We start from the raw sequence: 17,482 nt of genomic DNA on the forward strand, positions 1-17,482 counted from the left end.
GGGTCTCCACCGGCCGCCGGGAACTGCTCGACTGCACGCCGTGGCTGGCAACACCGACTACAGACAGGGAACCACTGTGCCTACGTACAGCCCCAAGGCGGGTGACGTGACCCGTAAGTGGTACGTCATCGACGCCACTGACGTAGTGCTCGGCCGTCTCGCCGTCCAGGCAGCGAATCTGCTGCGCGGCAAGACCAAGCCGACCTACGCGCCGAACTTCGATGGTGGCGACTTCGTCATCATCATCAACGCCGACAAGGTTGCCATCTCCGGCAACAAGAAGGCGGACAAGCTGATCCACCACCACAGCGGACACCCGGGCGGCCTCAAGTCGCGCACTGTCGGTCAGGTGTTGGAGTCGCGGCCCGATCGTCTCGTGGAGAAGGCCGTCAAGGGCATGATCCCGAAGAACAAGCTCGGCAACGCCATCGCGGGCAAGCTGAAGGTCTACGCGGGCCCGACGCATCCGCACGCCGCTCAGCAGCCCATTCCGTTCGAGATCAAGCAGGTGGCCCAGTGACCGCTCCTGAGGAATTCAACGAGGACTACGCCGAGGAAGCCAACGTCGAGGTCGTCGAGGAGGACTACGGCTACGAGGCCGAGCCCGCCGCCTACGCCCCGATCGTGATCGACCGCCCGGTGCAGACCGTCGGTCGTCGCAAGGAGGCCGTCGTTCGTGTGCGTCTGCTGCCGGGTACCGGCAACTTCGTGCTGAACGGCCGCACCATCGAGGACTACTTCCCGAACAAGGTGCACCAGCAGCTGGTCAAGTCGCCGCTGGTGACCGTCGAGCGGACCGAGTCCTTCGACATTCACGCGCGTCTCGTCGGCGGTGGCCCCTCGGGCCAGGCCGGTGCGCTGCGTCTGGCCATCGCCCGTGCGCTCATCGAGGTCACCCCGGATGACCGTCCCGCCCTGAAGCGGGCCGGCTTCCTGACGCGTGACCCGCGTGCCACCGAGCGTAAGAAGTACGGCCTCAAGAAGGCCCGCAAGGCGCCGCAGTACTCGAAGCGCTGATTTTGGCTACGTCGGCCCCCGTCATCCGGCACCTTGGAGGTGTCGGAGACGGTACGGTCGGCGGGGCACCTGTGCGAGAGCAGGCTCCCAGCACGGCTGGGCGCCTGCTCTCGTGCTGTATCTACGATGAGGGGCGAGGGTAGTGGGACGTTTGTTCGGCACCGACGGAGTCCGTGGGCTTGCCAATGAATCGCTGAGTCCGGAACTGGCGCTGCGGGTTTCCGGTGCCGCCGCGCAGATCCTGAGTCGCGGCAAGGAGCGCGCGCTCGCCGTGGTCGGTCGCGATCCACGCGCCAGCGGTGAGATGCTCGAAGCCGCGGTCACCGCGGGTCTGACCGCCGCGGGCGTGAATGTGCTTTCGGTAGGTGTACTTCCGACTCCGGCCGTGGCGTATCTGACCGGTCTGTACGACGCCTGCCTCGGCGTAATGATCTCGGCCTCGCATAATCCCATGCCGGACAACGGAATCAAGATCTTCGCGGCCGGTGGGCACAAGCTCGACGACGCGGTCGAAGACCGGATCGAGGCGCTGATCGCCGAAGACGTGGCGCTGCGGCCGATCGGTGCTGGGATCGGCCGTGTGCTGAACGCTTCCGGTGCCCGCGATCACGGGTTGGTGATCCCGGATCAATACAGCGAGGCGGGCACGCACGAGCGGTACGTCGAGCATCTGGTCGAGGCGACCGGACAGGACCTGTCCGGGCTGACTGTCGTCGTCGACTGCGCACACGGCTCGGCCTCCGAGGTCGGCCCCGCGGCCTACCGTGCAGCCGGTGCGACGGTCATCGCGATCAATGCCGAACCTGACGGCCTCAACATCAATGATGGTTGCGGCTCAACGCATCTCGAACAAATTCAGCACGCGGTACGCGAGCACGGTGCCGACCTCGGCGTCGCACACGACGGCGATGCCGACCGCACGTTGGCCGTCGATGCCGACGGTGCGATCGTGGACGGTGACGCGATCCTGGCCATCCTCGCGCTGGCCATGCACGAGACCGGTTCGCTCGTCCAGAACACGCTGGTTGCCACGGTCATGAGCAATCTGGGCCTGCATATCGCGATGCGCGAAGCCGGAATCACCTTGCGCACCACCGCCGTTGGCGACCGGTACGTCCTCGAGGAGTTGCGTCGCGGCGGCTACAACCTCGGTGGCGAACAGTCCGGCCATGTGGTTTTCCCCGACTACGGCACCACCGGCGACGGCATCCTCACCGGACTGAAACTGATGGCTCGTATGGCGCAGACCGGCCGCACGCTGGCCGATTTGGCTTCGGTGCTGCAGACCGTGCCGCAGGTGCTGGTGAACGTCCCGGTTACCGACAAGGCCACGGTCGCCGCCGCCCCCGAAATCCGCGAGGCGGTAGCGGAAGCCGAACGGGCACTCGGGGACTCCGGGCGAATCCTGTTGCGCCCTAGCGGAACCGAGCAACTGGTTCGGGTTATGGTCGAGGCGACCGACCCGGTTCAAGCCCAGCAACTGGCCGACGATCTGGCCAAGCGCGTCGCCGCGGTGTAGTTGGGGCAGCGGCACGTCTGCTCCGCTTGGGCTGCGGAAGGTAAGCCGTACCATCTCGATCGGCCTCGATGGCCACCTGCGAGCCTGCTGCTCTGGGTGGCGGGGCCGGTACGAGCCTCGAAGGTTTGCTGCGGTACGGCGAGTTGTCCACAGGGAATCGGTTATCCACAGACTTTCTGTTTGCGCTGGTCGGGCACCGAGGGTGTGGTTTGGCTTCGCCGATAGTCGGCATATGCGACCAGGCCTGGAAGAAGTGCGGGACAAGCAATTCGGGGTATTCACCTCATGGCAGGTGCTATGCGAGTACACCCGCGCGGAGATGCGAACCCTGCTCGACCGAGGCGAATGGGTCCGAGTCTTCCGAGGCGTCTTCCGCGAGGTCACAACCCCACCGTCGGCCCGATTACGGGTAGAAGCGGCCCGCCTATCCATGGGCGTTCCCTCCCTCACCGCCGCCTATGACACCGCCGCCGAACTCCATGGTTTCGCGGTACGACACAACCACCCCACCCACGTCCTCGGCCCACAGGATTCTCGCACCGGCCGCCTCATCGTCCACCGCGACCAGGTAGACCAAGCCGAACTCGAACTCATCCAGGGCACCATCACCACCAACGCCGCCCGAACCGCAATCGACGTAGCACGAACCCTCAGCCGACCGGACGCCTTGGCAACCCTGAACGCTGCTCTGCGCCGGGGCGTTCCACGTTCCGCGCTGACCCTCGAACTCCAACGCCACCACAGACGCCGCGGCCACAGCCAAGCCGCCGAACTCCTGGAACTTGCCCGCGCACGCCCTCAATCCACCGCACGCCTCCACTGCCCGAACACAACTCTCCCCGTCCCCGAGCAATAGGCCGGCTCGATCTCCGTGTTCCGCGTCGTTCCCGCCTGGGCTGGACACCGCGCAGGCACCCGCCTACGAGCCTCTAAGCCAACCCCGGCTCAGCCTGCTGATCTCGGAGTTCCTTGTGGCCCGCGTGACGAGCAAAGCTGCCGGTGTGCGGCTGGAGGTTCATGTGGAGCCAGAGGCGGTTCAAACGATCGACGCCCGGTCGGTTCATCACCGATGCCGTGCAGGCTGCGGCCGGGCAAGCGCAAGCTGACGGAAATCACCTAGCTTTCGGTGAGTCGGCCATTATCCATATGCCAGCGCCGAGTCGCCGTGACCGAGTCGAGCATGCGACGGTCGTGGGTGACCAGAAGCATTGTGCCCTCGAATGATTCGATGGCCTGCTCGAGCTGTTCGATGGCGGGTAGATCCAGGTGGTTGGTCGGCTCGTCGAGGACCAGCAGGTTGACGCCGCGGGCTTGCAGCAGCGCGAGAGCGGCGCGAGTGCGTTCGCCGGGGGAGAGGGTTTCGCAGGGGCGCAGTACATGCGAGCCACGCAGGCCGAATTTGGCCAGGAGAGTGCGGACATCGGCGTCGGGCCAGTCGGGCATTTCGGCGCTGAAAGTGTCTGCGAGGGCGGTGCTTCCGCGGAAAAGCCCGCGCGCCTGGTCCACCTCGCCGATTTCGACGCCGGAACCGAGTATGGCGGTTCCGTTGTCCGGCCGGATCTTTCCGAGCAGCAGCGCCAGCAGCGTGGATTTACCCGAACCATTGGCTCCGGTCAGCACGATGCGGTCGGCCCAGTCGAGCTGGGTGGTTATCGGGCCGAGCTCGAAATCCCCTAGGGTGACAGTCGCATTCGACAAGGTGGCGACCACCGAGCCGCTGCGCGGGGCCGCCGCGATGGACATGCGCAGCTCCCATTCCTTGCGCGGCTCCTCGACCACATCCAGACGCTCGATGCGCCGTTGGGTCTGGCGGGCCTTGGCGGCCTGCTTCTCGGTGGATTCGGCGCGCATCTTGCGGCCCGCCTTGTCGGAGTCGACCTTCTTGGGGTCGCGGGCTTTTCGGCGGGCGTTGCGGACGCCGTGTTCGAGCCAGTTGCGCTGCATCTGGGCGCGGGCTTCGAGCCCGGCCTTGGTGTCGGCGAACTCCTCGTAGGCCTCGCGGGCGTGCTGGCGGGCGATCTCGCGCTCCATCAGGTACGCCTCGTAGCCGCCGTCGAAGATCCCGACCTGCTGTTGCGCCAGATCGAGTTCGACAATGCGATTCACGGTGCGCGCCAAAAACTCTCGGTCGTGACTGATCACCATCAGCGGCACCCGCACGCCGGTCACGAACTGTTCCAGCCGGGCGAGGCCGTCTAGATCCAGATCGTTGGTCGGCTCGTCGAGCAGCAGAATGTCGAAGCGGGACAAGAGAACCGAGGCGAGTCCGGCTCGCGCCGCCTGGCCGCCGGACAATCCGGTCATCGCGGTATCGAGGCCGTTCGGCAGGCTTTTCGCGAGACCGAGATCCGCCGCGACCTCCTCGGCCCGCTGGTCCAGATCGGCGCCGCCGAGCGCGAGCCAGCGCTCCAGGGCAGGCGAATATTCGTCCGCACCGCCGTCGGCCAAACGCTCAGCCGCGGCATCCATGATTCGCTGTGCTTCGGCGACACCTGTTCGGCGGCCGAGGAATTCGAGCACCGTCTCCCCGGGGATCCGCTCGGGCTCCTGTGCCAGGTACCCGACGGTGGCGTCGGGTGGGGACAGCGTGATGCTGCCGGTGGGTGTCGATCGGTTCGCGAGCATGCGCAGCAGCGTCGACTTGCCCGCACCGTTCATGCCGACCAAACCGATCACATCACCCGGTGCGAGGGTGAAATCGAGGTCGTCGAACAGGGTGCGTTCGCCGTGGCCCGCGGAGAGTCCGCGTGCGTGCAGAGTGGTGCTCACCAGCATGAGTCTGCCGTGTCCGTGCCACGCGTCGGCACCGCGGGGTCCGGTCGGTGCTCAGGGTTGCACCCTGAGTCCGCGGCCTGCGGAAATCAGGGTCGGGATAGGTCATGCGACCGATGTAATGCGCTGTTTTCCTGGGCAGAGTTGATGTCGTACCGAACATCACCAGAGAGGGAACACAATGACCGCCCCCGCGCCCACCCGCCGACTCACCCGCTCCACCCACGACAAGTGGATCGCCGGCGTCTGCGGCGGCATCGCCGAATACTTCGGCTGGAACGCCAACGTCGTCCGATTGCTCTTCGTCCTGTCCTGCTTACTCCCGGGACCGCAGTTCGTCGTGTATCTGGTGCTGTGGCTGATCATTCCGAAAAAGTGACCGTCCCCAAGAATTAGGGCCAGCAGCTGCGCCCGGGACTCGCGGATGACACTATGGACCGGTACCCACCGATCGACCGCAGTGTCACCCACGCGAGTCCCGACCAGGAGGAGTCATGATCACCTCAGGTGAATTCCCGGGCATGGATCTACCCGGCATCGACGCATCCTCCTCCCTCGACGGTCTCGGCGAAGTCGAACTGCACCACCCCACCCAGGACATCGACGGCGACGGCACCCTCGACACCGTCACCACCACCGGACCCGAGGCCATGCAGGTGTGGACCGACTGGGACCACGACGGCATCGCCGACCAGGTCACCGTGGTCGAGAAGGACGGCGACTACTCCGCATGGGAGTTCCATCGGCATCCGGACGGGACGTCCGAGTGGGTGCGGACCGATCAGGGAAAGATCGGGCACTAGCCGCTGAGAATTCTCGGCTCGGCCTCGTTATCGGGGCCGGGCCGCCCCCGAATCCGTCCGGTCACATCCAGCAGTGACATCGGACCGAGCCGCAACACTTCGTTCGCCGGCCGAAACCCAATTACACTGTCCGACAACGGCCCCCGCAACCCAGTCCCTCCGTGGGTCCACCCGGCCGCAGGCTGCAATGATCCGCGCGGTTCATGTGCGGATCATTGGAACCTGCGGAACGGCTCAGGTGCCGCCCCATGTTCGAGCCTCACGGGCCGTCCTTGTCGCGTTGGCGGCTGGTTGTAGCTGGTAGACCCACCCAGTAGATTTTTGCGGACAGAACCAGGCGACGGATCCGATGGAACCGAACGCGAGCCGCGTGCGTCGAAGGAAGTATGGCGGCATCAGTGTTCCGAGCTGAGGTCGGTTGAGTCGGCAGTCCGGAGAAGGAGGGGATTGGAAAATGGGTGATTCGAGCATGCTCGGCGTCAAGACGGGGGAGCTCGGACGATTCGCAAACGACCTCGGGGCTTCGGGTCAAGTGGTGCGAAATCGTGCCAAGGATGTGGCCGACAATTTGTTCGGACCCGTTGATGCCGGCGAAAATTACCACGACCGCGGAAAGAAGATCCAGGACGGACTGGAGAAGATCTACACATGGTTGGGTAATTGGTCCGAGGCGACGTTGGCAACTTCGGACGCTATCGGGGCGTCGGTTGTCAAGTATTCGAACACTGACGACGAAAATTCTCGCGATATCGCAAAGATCGGCAATGAAAAGAAATCGTAGCTGGCGCTCGAGCGGTCGAGAAGTAGCCCGAGGGGGTCGTTGATATGGCATTTGAGGTACCCGCGAACGGATCTGTAAAGCAATACCTGGAGATCGGCTCCCGTGGTCTGCTGTATTTCGAATACTTTCAGCCGCGCTATAAACGCGCGTTCGGGGGAAACCTCCCGGCCGATTTTCCCGACTATTCGCAGCTTCATAAACGTTATTATGAACAGAACGGCTTGAACGAAGACAAGCTGCTGAACACCTCGGCGAAATTGCAGGGGGTGCTCCAGGAGTGTGGCACCCAGTTGTCTGCGCAGCGTGGATATGCGCAGACAATGCCGACACTCTGGTCCGGGGAGGCAGGGACTGCAGCACTCGACATGCTGAACAAGCAGATAACTCGAGCGGACGCGAATTGGAAAGCGGCGGGCGACGCGTGGAAGTCCATCGCAGGCTCTTTCGACGGTCTGCGGGCGGCGGCGAAGATCAAGGCCGAGGCCGTCCGATACATCCTCGAGAACGGCGACGGTATTCGTATCGCAGAGAAAACTCCGGAGGATATTGATGACATTATCTCCGGTACGAGTATTGCCGTTAGTAACGGTTGGCAGAGTAATAGCTTGCTAAGCAAGCTGCGCAGGATCTTTCCTGATCTTCAGGGTGGATTCGATGCCTGGACGGCCGATAATATCCTCGGCATCCTGCCGGGATCTGAATATCAGCAGCACATCCAATCGCGCTGCAGGCACTGGCTCGACAACGTCTTCAAACCTGATTATGCGGCCAAGGTCAAGATCTTCACTGATGCGTGTGACTCAGCCGACCGCGGTGTCAAGCAGGTATACGACAAGATAATCCAGGATCTGGACAAGGTCTCAGACGCTCGGTACGACCGCCCGGCCGGTGTGCCTACCGAGACGCCGAGCACTCCCGGTACGCCGGGCACTCCCGGTACGCCGGGCACTCCCGGTACGCCGGGGACGCCTGGTACACCAGGCACCCCTGGAACTCCAGGGACCCCCGGTACGCCGGGCGCAACGAACCCGGCCTCGACGAACACCACAACAGCGAGCAGCCTCCTGTCCGGGTTGTCATCGCTGACTTCGGCAGCTTCGCAATTGACTTCGCTCGGTGAGTCTGTGAGTCAAGGACTCACCTCATTGGGCACCTCGATCAAGGACAGCGTCGACAACGCGATCGAGCAGCTGACAAAGACCTCCGAGTCAACGGAAACCGAGGACAAGGACGGCGACGGTAAGCCGGACGGGGAGAAGAACAAGACCGCGGCTGAGTTCGACTTGGGTGGAAAGCATGTGAAGGTCGAGATCGGCGCGGATGGTCAGCCCAAGCTCGTGATGACCGACAGTGACGGCAAATCGCATGAGTACGGCGTGACGCTGGATGACAAGGGCAATCCGGTTATCACCACTGACGAGTCGAAGGGTGACGACGACAAATCCACGACGTCCGGTGACGAATCTGGTACACGAAATCCGTCCACCGAAGACAACGATGGCAGTAATCCGGGAACTGTTCCGGGAGCCCCGTCGACCGGCAAGCGGGCAGAGGACGGCGAGCATACTCCGCAGCTGGTACCGGACGCGGATCCGCAACCGGAGGAGCCTGCCGACAGCGGTGCCAGACTAGCCGAGGCAGGGCCGCTGTGAAATCGGCCCAATGCGCCAACGTGATTGGTGACTGTCGAGGAGGGGTCTGATCGTGAACTATTCGGACGAGATGGAACAAATCGTCGAGGAGATCCGTCGACGGTCGACGATGCTGCTGGACGAGTTCGAGGAGATCAGCAAGCGCACCGTGGACAAGGACCGTGAACTTGCCGAGCAGTCCGCCGTGGAAATGCGGCAGTTCTGGGAAGACCACGCTGAAGAGCTAGCGACGGCAAAGGCCGAGGCGGATGAGAAGGAGCGGCTCGAGGTCGAGGCGCGCGCCGAACGAGAGCGTCTGGAGGCGGAGGCTCGTGAGCAGCGTGAGGCGATCGCGCGGTCGATTGCCGCTCGCAAAGCGCACGATGTGGTCACACCCATCGACGAGGATGACGATCCGGAGTCCGAGTACTACCGCCGCAAGAGCTGGCTGGTCTGAGGGCTGTCCGGCCTACCAGCGGTCTTCTTCGGCTTCGCGGAGGCGTTGGGATGCGTGGTCGATCCACGTGGTGAAGTGGGTGGTCAGGTCGGTGGGGATGGTGGGGCGGACGGATATGTGGGAGCCGCGGAGTTCGGTGTAGCGGCCGTCGTCGGTTAGGTCGTGCCATTGGACGGTGGTCAGGGGGTTCGTGAGTTTGTTGGCGGGGCCGGTGTGGAGGAGGGCTGAGCCGCAGCCGTCGGCCGGACGGTTCAGGAGGCGTTGGTAGCGCTCGCGGGGGGAGTTGCGGGGACGAGGCGGCTGCCGAACAGCGTTTCGCCGGGATTCTCGAGCATGTGCGCCGCACCTGCCTGCCGAATCCGGATACGCGGCAGGCGCTGGCCGGTTTCCTCGGTCATGTCGCCGAAGTGCACGAGCAGGGGCGTGCACTGTCCGGGACCATCGAATCGATGCTCGGCGATACCGAACCGCGCGGTACGGTACGCGACGACCTGGCCGAACTCGGCGCGGAACTGCTGGCCAGGGGCCGAGCCGATGGCAATATTCGCGCGGATGCGACCGTCGCCGACCTCTATATGATCGTCGGCGCGGTCGCCACGATCAGCCGCGACAGATTCGGTGACTGGCGGCGGTTCATCGAACTCGCGCTCGACGGCCTCCGGCCATGATCACTTGCGCAACAACTGCGCGAGTTGCATGACCGAGAGCTTCGGCTTCTCCTCGTCGCGCGGCGCTTCCGGATCGACAACCGTGGCGTGCGGGATTACCGCTTCCGGATCGGAAAACGCCGCATATGTCTTATCGCGCAACAGTTTGTGCAGCAGAAACCCGGTGAGCAGTGCCCGCGTCGTCCGCGCGGTCTTGGCCTCGTGCTTGCCTACCCCCAACGCCGCCAGCGCGCGACGCCCTTCGACAATGCCGTTGTGCGACGCCCCGTCGATCGCCCGCAGTACCACCGGCCCGGCCCACGCGGCGGTCAGCGGGATCGCATTCGAACTGACCGATTCGATATCGGTCGCCCCCGCCAACACCAACGCGGGCGTGTCGATATCCGGTGCGATGGTCTCGGCGGACGGCGCGGTCGGCGCTGGATAGAGGGCGGCAACCGCGGCGACGCGACGCTGTCCGGCGGCGATCACCGCGGCGCCCGCGCCCATGCCGTGCCCGACCAGCGCCAGCCGGTCCGGATGCACGCTGATCGCACCGTCGCCGAGCCGGACGCTGGTGCAGATATCGAGTGTGGTGAGCAGATCGGTAGCCAATCCGAGATGTGACGGAATCGGCCCGCGCTCGGTATCCGGGGCCGCGGCCACAAAGCCCCAGGACGCCAGGTGTTCGAGCGTGGCGCGATAGTTGGCGGCGCTGGTCAGCCAGCCGTGGCCGAAGGCGACCGCGGGTAGATTCAGTCCGGACTCCGGGGTGAACACCACGCCGGGCTGACCGGCGATGGCGAGGTTGCCGCGCAGTACGCGGTGGGGCCCCCGGCTGGTCAGGGTGCTCAGAAGTGATTTCACAGACGCCGACACGACGTGAACGTTATCCGATAAGTACTCTGGTGAGCCATGTGCGGAATCGTGGGGTACGTCGGGTACCGGGACGCCCTGGGCGTTGTCGTTGACGCTTTGCGCCGCATGGAATATCGAGGATACGACTCGGCGGGCGTCGCGATCCTGGATGGCGTGGGCGTGTTGGCGGTGGAACGCAAGGCGGGCAAACTGGCCAATCTCGAGGCCGAACTCACCGAAATCGGGACCGAGCACTTCGCGGGCACCACCGGCATGGGACACACCCGCTGGGCCACCCACGGCGCGCCGACCGACCGCAACGCCCACCCGCACCGCGACACCACCAACAAGGTGGCCGTCGTGCACAACGGCATCATCGAGAACTTCGCCCCGCTGCGTCGGGAGCTCGAAGACGCCGGCATCGAGCTGAGCAGTGATACCGACACCGAGGTCGCCGTGCATCTGGTGGCGCGCGCATATGCCGAAGGCCCGACCGCGGGTGATTTCGCGGCGAGCGCGCTGGCCGTGCTGCGTCGGCTGGAGGGTGCGTTCACGCTGGTCTTCACCCATGCCGACCACCCGGACAGCATTGTCGCCGCGCGTCGCTCGACGCCGCTGGTCGTCGGTGTCGGCAAGGGCGAGATGTTCATCGCCTCCGACGTCACCGCCTTCATCGAGCACACCCGTGAGGCCGTCGAACTCGGCCAGGATCAGGCCGTTGTGATCACCGCCGACACCTACACGGTCACCGACTTCGCGGGCAATGACGGATCGGCGCGTACTCGCCCGTTCACCATCGACTGGGATCTGGCCGCCGCCGAGAAGGGCGGGCACGACTTCTTCATGCTGAAGGAGATCGAGGAACAGCCCGCCGGTGTCGCCGACACGCTGATCGGCCACTTCACCCACGACGAGGCCGGTGGCCGGATCGTGCTGGACGAGCAGCGCCTCGCCGATCAGGAACTGCGCGACTTCGACAAAGTATTCGTCGTCGCCTGCGGCAGTTCCTATCACGCCGGACTGTTGGCCAAGTACGCGATCGAGCACTGGACCCGGCTGCCCGTCGAGGTCGAGCTGGCCAGCGAATTCCGTTATCGCGACCCGGTTTTGGACCGGTCCACGCTGGTGGTGGCGATCTCGCAGTCGGGTGAGACCGCCGACACCCTCGAGGCGGTGCGGCACGCGAAGGAGCAGAAGGCGCGCGTACTCGCCATCTGCAATACCAATGGCGCACAGATTCCGCGTGAGTCCGATGCGGTGCTCTACACCAGGACCGGACCGGAGATCGGTGTCGCGTCCACCAAGGCGTTCCTGGCGCAGGTGGCCGCGAACTACCTGGTGGGGCTGGCCCTGGCGCAGGCGCGTGGCACCAAGTATCCCGATGAGGTGGCCCGCGAGTTCGCCGAACTCGAGGCGATGCCGCACCTGGTGCAGCAGGTGCTGGAGACCGCGCCGCAGGTGCGCGCGATCGCCAGGGAACTGGCGCATGTGCCGACCGTGCTGTTCCTCGGCCGCCACGTCGGTTATCCGGTGGCGCTGGAAGGTGCGCTCAAGCTCAAGGAACTCGCGTACATGCACGCCGAGGGATTCGCGGCGGGTGAGCTCAAGCACGGCCCGATCGCGCTGATCGAGGAGGGGCTACCGGTGATCGTCGTCATGCCCTCACCCAAGGGACGCGCGGTACTGCACTCGAAGCTGCTCAGCAATATCCGTGAGATCCAGGCCCGCGGCGCCCGCACCATCGTGATCGCCGAGGAGGGCGACGACACGGTGCGTCCGTTCGCCGATGATCTCATCGAGATCCCTTCGGCACCAACGCTTTTCCAGCCGTTGCTGTCAACTGTTCCGCTGCAGATCTTTGCCGCCGAGGTAGCTCAGGCGCGCGGCTACGACATCGACAAGCCTCGCAACCTGGCGAAGTCCGTCACCGTCGAGTAACGCCAGGGCCGGTTCGCTCGGCGACCACGGCATCCGCTGCCGTTTCTTACACCGGAGAGCCGGTGCTGTGCTGATTGCGACCTGGGTTCGGCGGGACAGCCGTTACCGGCGAGCGCCGCCGATTACGAGGGCCGCCCGGCCGGAACCAGGGATTCGGTTTTCTCGCTTGATGTTTCGGCACCGTGACGTTCGAGATTGCCCGACAGGACCGCCAGACCGAGCGCACTCACGACCAGGACGACCCCGACCCAGTTGGGTGAGGTGTATCCGTATCCCGCGGCGATGACGACGCCGCCGAGCCAGGCGGAGATCGCGTTGCCGAGGTTGAATGCGCCGATATTGAGGGCCGAGGCCAGCGTCGGTGCGCTACCTGCCTGGTCGAGGACGCGCTTCTGCAGCGGCGGAACGGTCGCGAAGCCGAGTGCGCCGATGAGGACGACCGTGATTGCGGCCGCGACCTTGTTGTGCGCGGTGAGTGTGAACAGTGCGAGCACCAGCGCGAGGCCGCTGAGGGTGGTGTAGAGCATCGGCATCAGATGCCGGTCGGCGAACTTGCCGCCGATCAGATTGCCGAGGAAGAAGCCGATGCCGAACAGGACGAGCAGCCAGGTGACCGAACTCTCCGCATAGCCGGTGACCTCGGTCATCATCGGTGCGAGGTAGGTGATCGCCGCGAAGACACCGCCGAAGCCGAGCACCGTCATGGCCATTGCGAGCAGTACCTGCGGGTTGGTGAGGACGGCGAGTTCGTGCCGCAGGCGCGCGTCGTGGGGTGCGGGCTGTTCGGGCACCAGCGCGGCGACGCCGACGAGACCGGCCAGGCCTACCAATGCGACGAGCAGGAAGGTGAGCCGCCAACCGAACTGCTGGCCGAGCAGAGTGCCCAGCGGCACGCCGACGATGGTCGCGACGGTCAGTCCGGTGAACATCATGGCGATTGCGCCGGCCTTGCGATCCGGGTCGACCAGACTTCCGGCGACCACCGATCCGATGCCGAAGAAGGCGCCGTGCGCGAGCGAGGCGACGATGCGTCCGGTCAGCATGAGGCCGAAAGTCGGTGCGAGCGCAGACAATACGTTGCCCGCGATCAGCAACAACAGGCTGATGAGCAGCATGCGCTTGCGGGATACCCGGGTGCCGAATCCGGTCATGATCGGTGCGCCGACCAGCACGCCGAGTGCATAACCGGTGACCAGCAGGCCTGCGGTGGGGATCGACACGGTGTAGGTGTCGGCGATGTCGGGCAGCAGCCCGACGACGACGAATTCGGTGGTGCCGATTCCGAAGGCCCCGAGTGTCAGGGCGAGTAGTCCGAGCGGCATGAGCATGAGCCTCCACGTGATGTTGCGCCTGAGCTTTACAGGCGTCAACAATAATTGCACACGCCTCTTAATTGCAAACGCTGGCTATTGCAGCGTTCATCTATCCTGGAGGTACGAGCCCCGACGCAGAAGGAATGCCATGACCGCGGATGCCGCCCTGACCGGCCTGGCCGATGGTTGGTACGCACTGTCGCTGCTGCACGATCGGATCGAGGCGCATATCGAACGCGCCCTGCAATCCGGTCACGAGCTGAGCGTGCGCGAATTTTCGCTGCTCGTCGTGCTCAGTCGCCAGCACGACGGACCCGGCGGGCACCTGCGCATGAACCAGGTCGCCGAAGCCGTGGTGCTCAGCCAGAGTGCGACAACCCGCCTGGTCACCCGTCTCGAAGACCGCGGACTGCTGCAGCGGTACCTCTGCCCCGACGACCGCCGCGGCATCTACACCGACGTAACACCCGCGGGCCTTGAACTACTGACCCGCGCCCGCCCCACCCACGACACCGCCCTGTCCAGCGCCCTGGGCCAAGCCGACGCCGACCCCGAGCTGGCCCCATTGGTCGCCGCCGTCGAAGCGATGAACACCAAAGCAGCCCGCGGCACCCGAATCCCGCAGGCATAGCGGGTTCAGCGCACCGATTGATCAGCGCGATGTACCTGCCGCGCTCAGGTCGGAGTGTGTCGACAGGCGGGGCGAGGCCGATTCGGTCGGGCCGTGATCGTGGCGAAGAGCGCTCGGGCGGGCCCGGCTATTCGACGGTGACGGTGCCGCGCATCTGGGGGTGCAGGGAGCACAGGTAGCGGTAGGTGCCGGGGGCGAAGAAGGTGTAGCTCCATGCGCCCTTGTCGAAGATCGGGCTGTTGATGCCCATGGCCTTATCGCCGATGCCCTGGACCGTGTGCGGAACGGAGTCCTTGAATTTCCAGGTCACGGTCTCGCCGACCTTGACGGTGACGTCGGCGGGGGAGAACTTCATATCCGTGACGTCGACGGTGACGGCGGCGGGTTTCGAATCGCCGGACTTGGTCGTCGTCTGGCCGGCCTTCGCAGTGGTCGACGCGGCGGTCGAGTTCGTATCGCTGGAGCCGCAGCCTGCCAGCAGTAGTGTCGCGGCCAGGACGAACCCGGCTGCGATCCGGGTGGACATCGCGCGGCGCACCATCGGCATGACGGCCAAGCGTAGTCTGCTGACGGTACGGGCCCGCGCGGCGCCATGGCGTTGTCGCTTCGGCGTATCCCGTACGAGCGGAACCGCAGTGCCCGATCGACGCAGTGGAGGCGAGCGTTCATGTCCAGCCAGCGAGGCTATTTCACCGCCGATGAAGTGCGCGCGGCCGAGGCCGAGCTGTTCACCCGCGTCCCCGAGGGCATGCCCATGCATCGGGCAGCCTACGGATTGGCGACGGTGGTCGCGAGCGAGTTGCGTGCGCGCACCGGCGGTATCGCGGGCAGGTCGGTGCTGTTGCTCGTGGGCTCCGGCGATAACGGCGGCGACGTGCTCTGGGCCGGATCAATGCTGCGCCGCCGCGGCGTCGCCGTGACCGCCCTGCTGCTGAATCCGGAACGCGCCCACGCGAAAGGCCTTGCCGCACTGCGAAAGACAGGCGGTCGGATCCGAACTGTGTCGGACGTGTCGCGGGCCGCTGACGCGAGCTCGGCCGGGTTGATCACTGCCGGATCGGGCTCCACCGGATCGAGCAGTACAGAATCGAGCCGCAGCACAGTAGTTCTGGACGAAACCAGTTTGGGTACACCCGATCTGGTTATCGATGGCATCGTCGGCATCTCCGGCCGCAGCCCCCTGCGCCCGATGGCCGCGGAAATTGTTGCCGCTCTGAATGTTCCGATCATCGCCGCCGACTTGCCCAGCGGAGTCGATCCGGACACCGGCGCGGTGACCGGCCCCGCTGTCCAAGCCGAGGTCACGGTCGCATTCGGCGCTTACAAGCCGGTACATGCCTTGGCCGCGCCCTACTGCGGCCGAATCGAATTGGTGCCCATCGGTTTACGGCTACCCCAACCGAATCTCGCAGCGCTGGAACCTGCGGAGATCGGTGCGCGATGGCCGATTCCGGGACCCGCCGACGACAAATACACCCAGGGCGTCACCGGCATCTGCGCGGGCAGCGCGACCTATCCCGGCGCCGCCGTGCTGTGCACCGGCGCCGCCGTCGCGGCCACCTCCGGTATGGTCCGCTACGCCGGAACCGGCGCGGCCGAGGTCCTCGATCATTTCCCCGAAGTCATTGCCGCCCAGACCATCTCGTCAACCGGGCGAGTGCAGTCCTGGGTATTCGGCCCCGGCGCGGGCACCGACACCGACGCCCACAAACGGCTCGCCGAAATCCTCGCCACCGACCTTCCCGTCGTCATCGACGCCGACGGCCTCACCTTGCTCGCCGCCGATCCCGACCTGGTCCGCGGCCGCACCGCCCCGACCGTATTGACTCCGCACGCAGGCGAATTCGCCCGCCTGACCGGGCACGAGGTCGGCCAGGACCGGGTAGCCGCCGTCCGCGACCTCGCCGAATCCTGGCACCTCACCGTCCTGCTCAAAGGCCGAGCCACCCTCGTCGCCACGCCGGGGCGCCCGGTACTCGTCAACGAAGCAGGGGGTTCCTGGGCCGCCACCGCCGGTGCGGGCGACGTCCTCTCCGGCGTCATCGGCGCCCTCCTCGCTGCGGGCTACGATCCCGGCTGGTCCGCCGCCGCTGCCGCCCGCGTCCACGCACTCGCCGCCAACCTCGCCGCCCACGAAAACCACCCATCCGCCGCTCCCACCTCCGCATCACCTCTCCTCGACCATGTGCGGCCGGCAATCCGCACTTTGCGCACGCTTGCGGCGAAGTGACGTGCGCTGCCCCGGACCGCCCTTATTGCCGCATCGACGACCCCGCGAGACGCGCTGGGCTCGGCAACCGATGGCAGTCCGGGGCATCCGAGTCGTACCTGCGCTCGCCTCCAAGCGCCCTGGCCGCCCCGCCATCCCGGCCCTCGCCGCTGGGCCATGAACCGACGCCCTCGCGCGAGCCAGACACCGAATGGCAGGATCAATAAGCGTGGAGGCGCAAGTGGAGACGGTTATCGATCTGGATGCCATTGCCCACAACGTGCGGATCCTGCGTGAATATGCGGGGGATGCGGCGGTGATGGCGGTGGTCAAGGCCGACGGCTACAACCACGGCGCCGTCGAGGTCGGGCGGGCCGCACTGGCGGCCGGTGCGGCGGAACTCGGGGTCACCACGGTCGCCGAGGCGGTGCAGTTGCGCACCGCCGGAATTACCGCCCCGATCCTGTGTTGGCTCAATAATTCCGATGCCGACTTCGGCGCTGCGGTCGAGCACGAAATCGAGATCGGCGTCTCCTCACTGGAGCACCTGCGGTCGATCGATGCCGCGGCGCGCGCCACCGGCCGGACTGCGATCGTCTCGCTCAAGGTCGACTCCGGCCTCAACCGCAACGGCATTGCGCCGCTCGAGTACCCGGCGGTGCTCGCGGCCCTGCGCACGCTGGTGGACGAACAGGTGGTGCGGTTCCGCGCGATCTTCTCCCACCTCGCACACGCCGACGAGCCGGAACACCCCTTTCTCGACGTCCAGCGCGATCGCTTCGTCGAGGCCGTAGCCGCCGCCAAGGAACACGGCCTCGAGCCGGAACTGGTCCACCTCGCGAACTCGGCCGCCACGCTCACCCGCCCGGATCTGGCCTTCGATATGGTCCGCCCCGGTATCGCGAT

General features: G+C 65.6%; 18 protein-coding genes. 14 read left to right on the top strand and 4 right to left on the bottom strand.

The features are described 5' to 3' along the window. The first annotated feature begins 76 nt into the window (after positions 1-76). From rplM to ON44_RS49965, 4 genes are all read left to right on the top strand, one after another. Positions 77-520, top strand: a complete 444-nt coding sequence (gene rplM / locus ON44_RS05405) for a 50S ribosomal protein L13 (RefSeq protein ID WP_040686710.1) — start codon at positions 77-79, stop codon at positions 518-520. Continuing rightward, the gene (gene rpsI, locus ON44_RS05410; protein WP_040686692.1) at positions 517-1,017 is read left to right on the top strand and encodes a 30S ribosomal protein S9; all 501 of its coding nucleotides are present in this window, start codon (positions 517-519) and stop codon (positions 1,015-1,017) included. Before rplM ends, rpsI begins: the two co-directional genes overlap by 4 nt. A gap of 142 nt (positions 1,018-1,159) precedes the next feature. Next, positions 1,160-2,536: a phosphoglucosamine mutase gene (gene glmM, locus ON44_RS05415; protein ID WP_040686693.1), complete on the top strand. Its 1,377-nt coding sequence runs from the start codon at positions 1,160-1,162 to the stop codon at positions 2,534-2,536. A gap of 232 nt (positions 2,537-2,768) precedes the next feature. Continuing rightward, on the top strand, positions 2,769-3,392 hold the full coding sequence (locus ON44_RS49965) for a type IV toxin-antitoxin system AbiEi family antitoxin (protein ID WP_157187061.1): 624 nt from the start codon (positions 2,769-2,771) through the stop codon (positions 3,390-3,392). A 260-nt stretch (positions 3,393-3,652) separates the two neighbouring features. Here the strand turns inward: ON44_RS49965 and ON44_RS05425 are convergent, their stop codons facing one another. Then, positions 3,653-5,311: an ABC-F family ATP-binding cassette domain-containing protein gene (locus ON44_RS05425; protein WP_040686695.1), complete on the bottom strand. Its 1,659-nt coding sequence runs from the start codon at positions 5,309-5,311 to the stop codon at positions 3,653-3,655. A gap of 178 nt (positions 5,312-5,489) precedes the next feature. Between ON44_RS05425 and ON44_RS05430 the strand changes: the two genes are divergently transcribed. From ON44_RS05430 to ON44_RS05455, 6 genes are all read left to right on the top strand, one after another. Beyond that, positions 5,490-5,687: a PspC domain-containing protein gene (locus tag ON44_RS05430; protein WP_040686696.1), complete on the top strand. Its 198-nt coding sequence runs from the start codon at positions 5,490-5,492 to the stop codon at positions 5,685-5,687. A gap of 115 nt (positions 5,688-5,802) precedes the next feature. Continuing rightward, positions 5,803-6,111: a DUF6802 family protein gene (locus ON44_RS05435; protein ID WP_040686697.1), complete on the top strand. Its 309-nt coding sequence runs from the start codon at positions 5,803-5,805 to the stop codon at positions 6,109-6,111. Positions 6,112-6,565: 454 nt separating this feature from the next. Then, positions 6,566-6,892 carry a hypothetical protein gene (locus ON44_RS05440; protein WP_040686698.1) on the top strand — a complete coding sequence of 109 codons (327 nt, stop codon included), beginning with the start codon at positions 6,566-6,568 and terminating at the stop codon, positions 6,890-6,892. A gap of 44 nt (positions 6,893-6,936) precedes the next feature. After that, positions 6,937-8,544, top strand: a complete 1,608-nt coding sequence (locus tag ON44_RS51790) for an ICP22 family protein (RefSeq protein ID WP_040686699.1) — start codon at positions 6,937-6,939, stop codon at positions 8,542-8,544. 52 nt (positions 8,545-8,596) lie between these two features. Continuing rightward, entirely contained in the window at positions 8,597-8,980 is a 384-nt protein-coding gene (locus ON44_RS05450) for a hypothetical protein (RefSeq protein WP_040686700.1), read from the top strand. 335 nt (positions 8,981-9,315) lie between these two features. Then, the gene (locus ON44_RS05455; protein WP_051181577.1) at positions 9,316-9,648 is read left to right on the top strand and encodes an SbtR family transcriptional regulator; all 333 of its coding nucleotides are present in this window, start codon (positions 9,316-9,318) and stop codon (positions 9,646-9,648) included. Here ON44_RS05455 and ON44_RS05460 read toward each other — a convergent pair whose 3' ends face one another. Further along, positions 9,649-10,506 (bottom strand): dienelactone hydrolase family protein, encoded by an 858-nt coding sequence (locus ON44_RS05460; RefSeq protein ID WP_040686701.1) that lies wholly within the window; start codon positions 10,504-10,506, stop codon positions 9,649-9,651. Positions 10,507-10,542: 36 nt separating this feature from the next. On the opposite strand from ON44_RS05460, the gene glmS reads away from it, so the two are divergent. Continuing rightward, positions 10,543-12,423, top strand: coding sequence for a glutamine--fructose-6-phosphate transaminase (isomerizing) (gene glmS / locus ON44_RS05465; RefSeq protein ID WP_040686702.1), 1,881 nt, complete (start codon positions 10,543-10,545; stop codon positions 12,421-12,423). Positions 12,424-12,545: 122 nt separating this feature from the next. On the opposite strand, the gene ON44_RS05470 is transcribed toward glmS, so the two are convergent. Next, a complete protein-coding gene (locus tag ON44_RS05470; RefSeq protein WP_040686712.1) occupies positions 12,546-13,745 on the bottom strand; it encodes an MFS transporter in 1,200 nt (399 codons plus the stop codon). 139 nt (positions 13,746-13,884) lie between these two features. On the opposite strand from ON44_RS05470, the gene ON44_RS05475 reads away from it, so the two are divergent. Further along, positions 13,885-14,367: a MarR family winged helix-turn-helix transcriptional regulator gene (locus tag ON44_RS05475; RefSeq protein WP_040686703.1), complete on the top strand. Its 483-nt coding sequence runs from the start codon at positions 13,885-13,887 to the stop codon at positions 14,365-14,367. A 127-nt stretch (positions 14,368-14,494) separates the two neighbouring features. Here the strand turns inward: ON44_RS05475 and ON44_RS05480 are convergent, their stop codons facing one another. After that, the gene (locus ON44_RS05480; RefSeq protein ID WP_083897670.1) at positions 14,495-14,914 is read right to left on the bottom strand and encodes a cupredoxin domain-containing protein; all 420 of its coding nucleotides are present in this window, start codon (positions 14,912-14,914) and stop codon (positions 14,495-14,497) included. A 120-nt stretch (positions 14,915-15,034) separates the two neighbouring features. Here ON44_RS05480 and ON44_RS05485 point away from each other — a divergent pair, with 120 nt between their 5' ends. Both ON44_RS05485 and alr read left to right on the top strand, forming a co-directional pair. Next, on the top strand, positions 15,035-16,597 hold the full coding sequence (locus tag ON44_RS05485) for an NAD(P)H-hydrate dehydratase (RefSeq protein WP_051181579.1): 1,563 nt from the start codon (positions 15,035-15,037) through the stop codon (positions 16,595-16,597). 190 nt (positions 16,598-16,787) lie between these two features. Further along, the coding region (gene alr / locus ON44_RS05490) for an alanine racemase (RefSeq protein WP_040686715.1) at positions 16,788-17,482 on the top strand (695 nt) is incomplete at its 3' end.

It is taken from the genome of Nocardia vinacea NBRC 16497 (assembly GCF_000308835.1).
Taxonomy (GTDB): domain Bacteria; phylum Actinomycetota; class Actinomycetes; order Mycobacteriales; family Mycobacteriaceae; genus Nocardia; species Nocardia vinacea.

Bases quoted from the DNA above. Each gene is read 5' to 3' on its own strand.
- ON44_RS49965 (WP_157187061.1), top strand. From the start codon at position 2,769: ATGCGACCAGGCCTGGAAGAAGTGCGGGACAAGCAATTCGGGGTATTC.
- ON44_RS05425 (WP_040686695.1), bottom strand. From the start codon at position 5,311: ATGCTGGTGAGCACCACTCTGCACGCACGCGGACTCTCCGCGGGCCAC.
- ON44_RS05430 (WP_040686696.1), top strand. From the start codon at position 5,490: ATGACCGCCCCCGCGCCCACCCGCCGACTCACCCGCTCCACCCACGAC.
- ON44_RS05435 (WP_040686697.1), top strand. From the start codon at position 5,803: ATGATCACCTCAGGTGAATTCCCGGGCATGGATCTACCCGGCATCGAC.
- ON44_RS05440 (WP_040686698.1), top strand. From the start codon at position 6,566: ATGGGTGATTCGAGCATGCTCGGCGTCAAGACGGGGGAGCTCGGACGA.
- ON44_RS51790 (WP_040686699.1), top strand. From the start codon at position 6,937: ATGGCATTTGAGGTACCCGCGAACGGATCTGTAAAGCAATACCTGGAG.
- glmS (WP_040686702.1), top strand. From the start codon at position 10,543: ATGTGCGGAATCGTGGGGTACGTCGGGTACCGGGACGCCCTGGGCGTT.
- ON44_RS05470 (WP_040686712.1), bottom strand. From the start codon at position 13,745: ATGCCGCTCGGACTACTCGCCCTGACACTCGGGGCCTTCGGAATCGGC.
- ON44_RS05475 (WP_040686703.1), top strand. From the start codon at position 13,885: ATGACCGCGGATGCCGCCCTGACCGGCCTGGCCGATGGTTGGTACGCA.
- ON44_RS05480 (WP_083897670.1), bottom strand. From the start codon at position 14,914: ATGCCGATGGTGCGCCGCGCGATGTCCACCCGGATCGCAGCCGGGTTC.
- ON44_RS05485 (WP_051181579.1), top strand. From the start codon at position 15,035: ATGTCCAGCCAGCGAGGCTATTTCACCGCCGATGAAGTGCGCGCGGCC.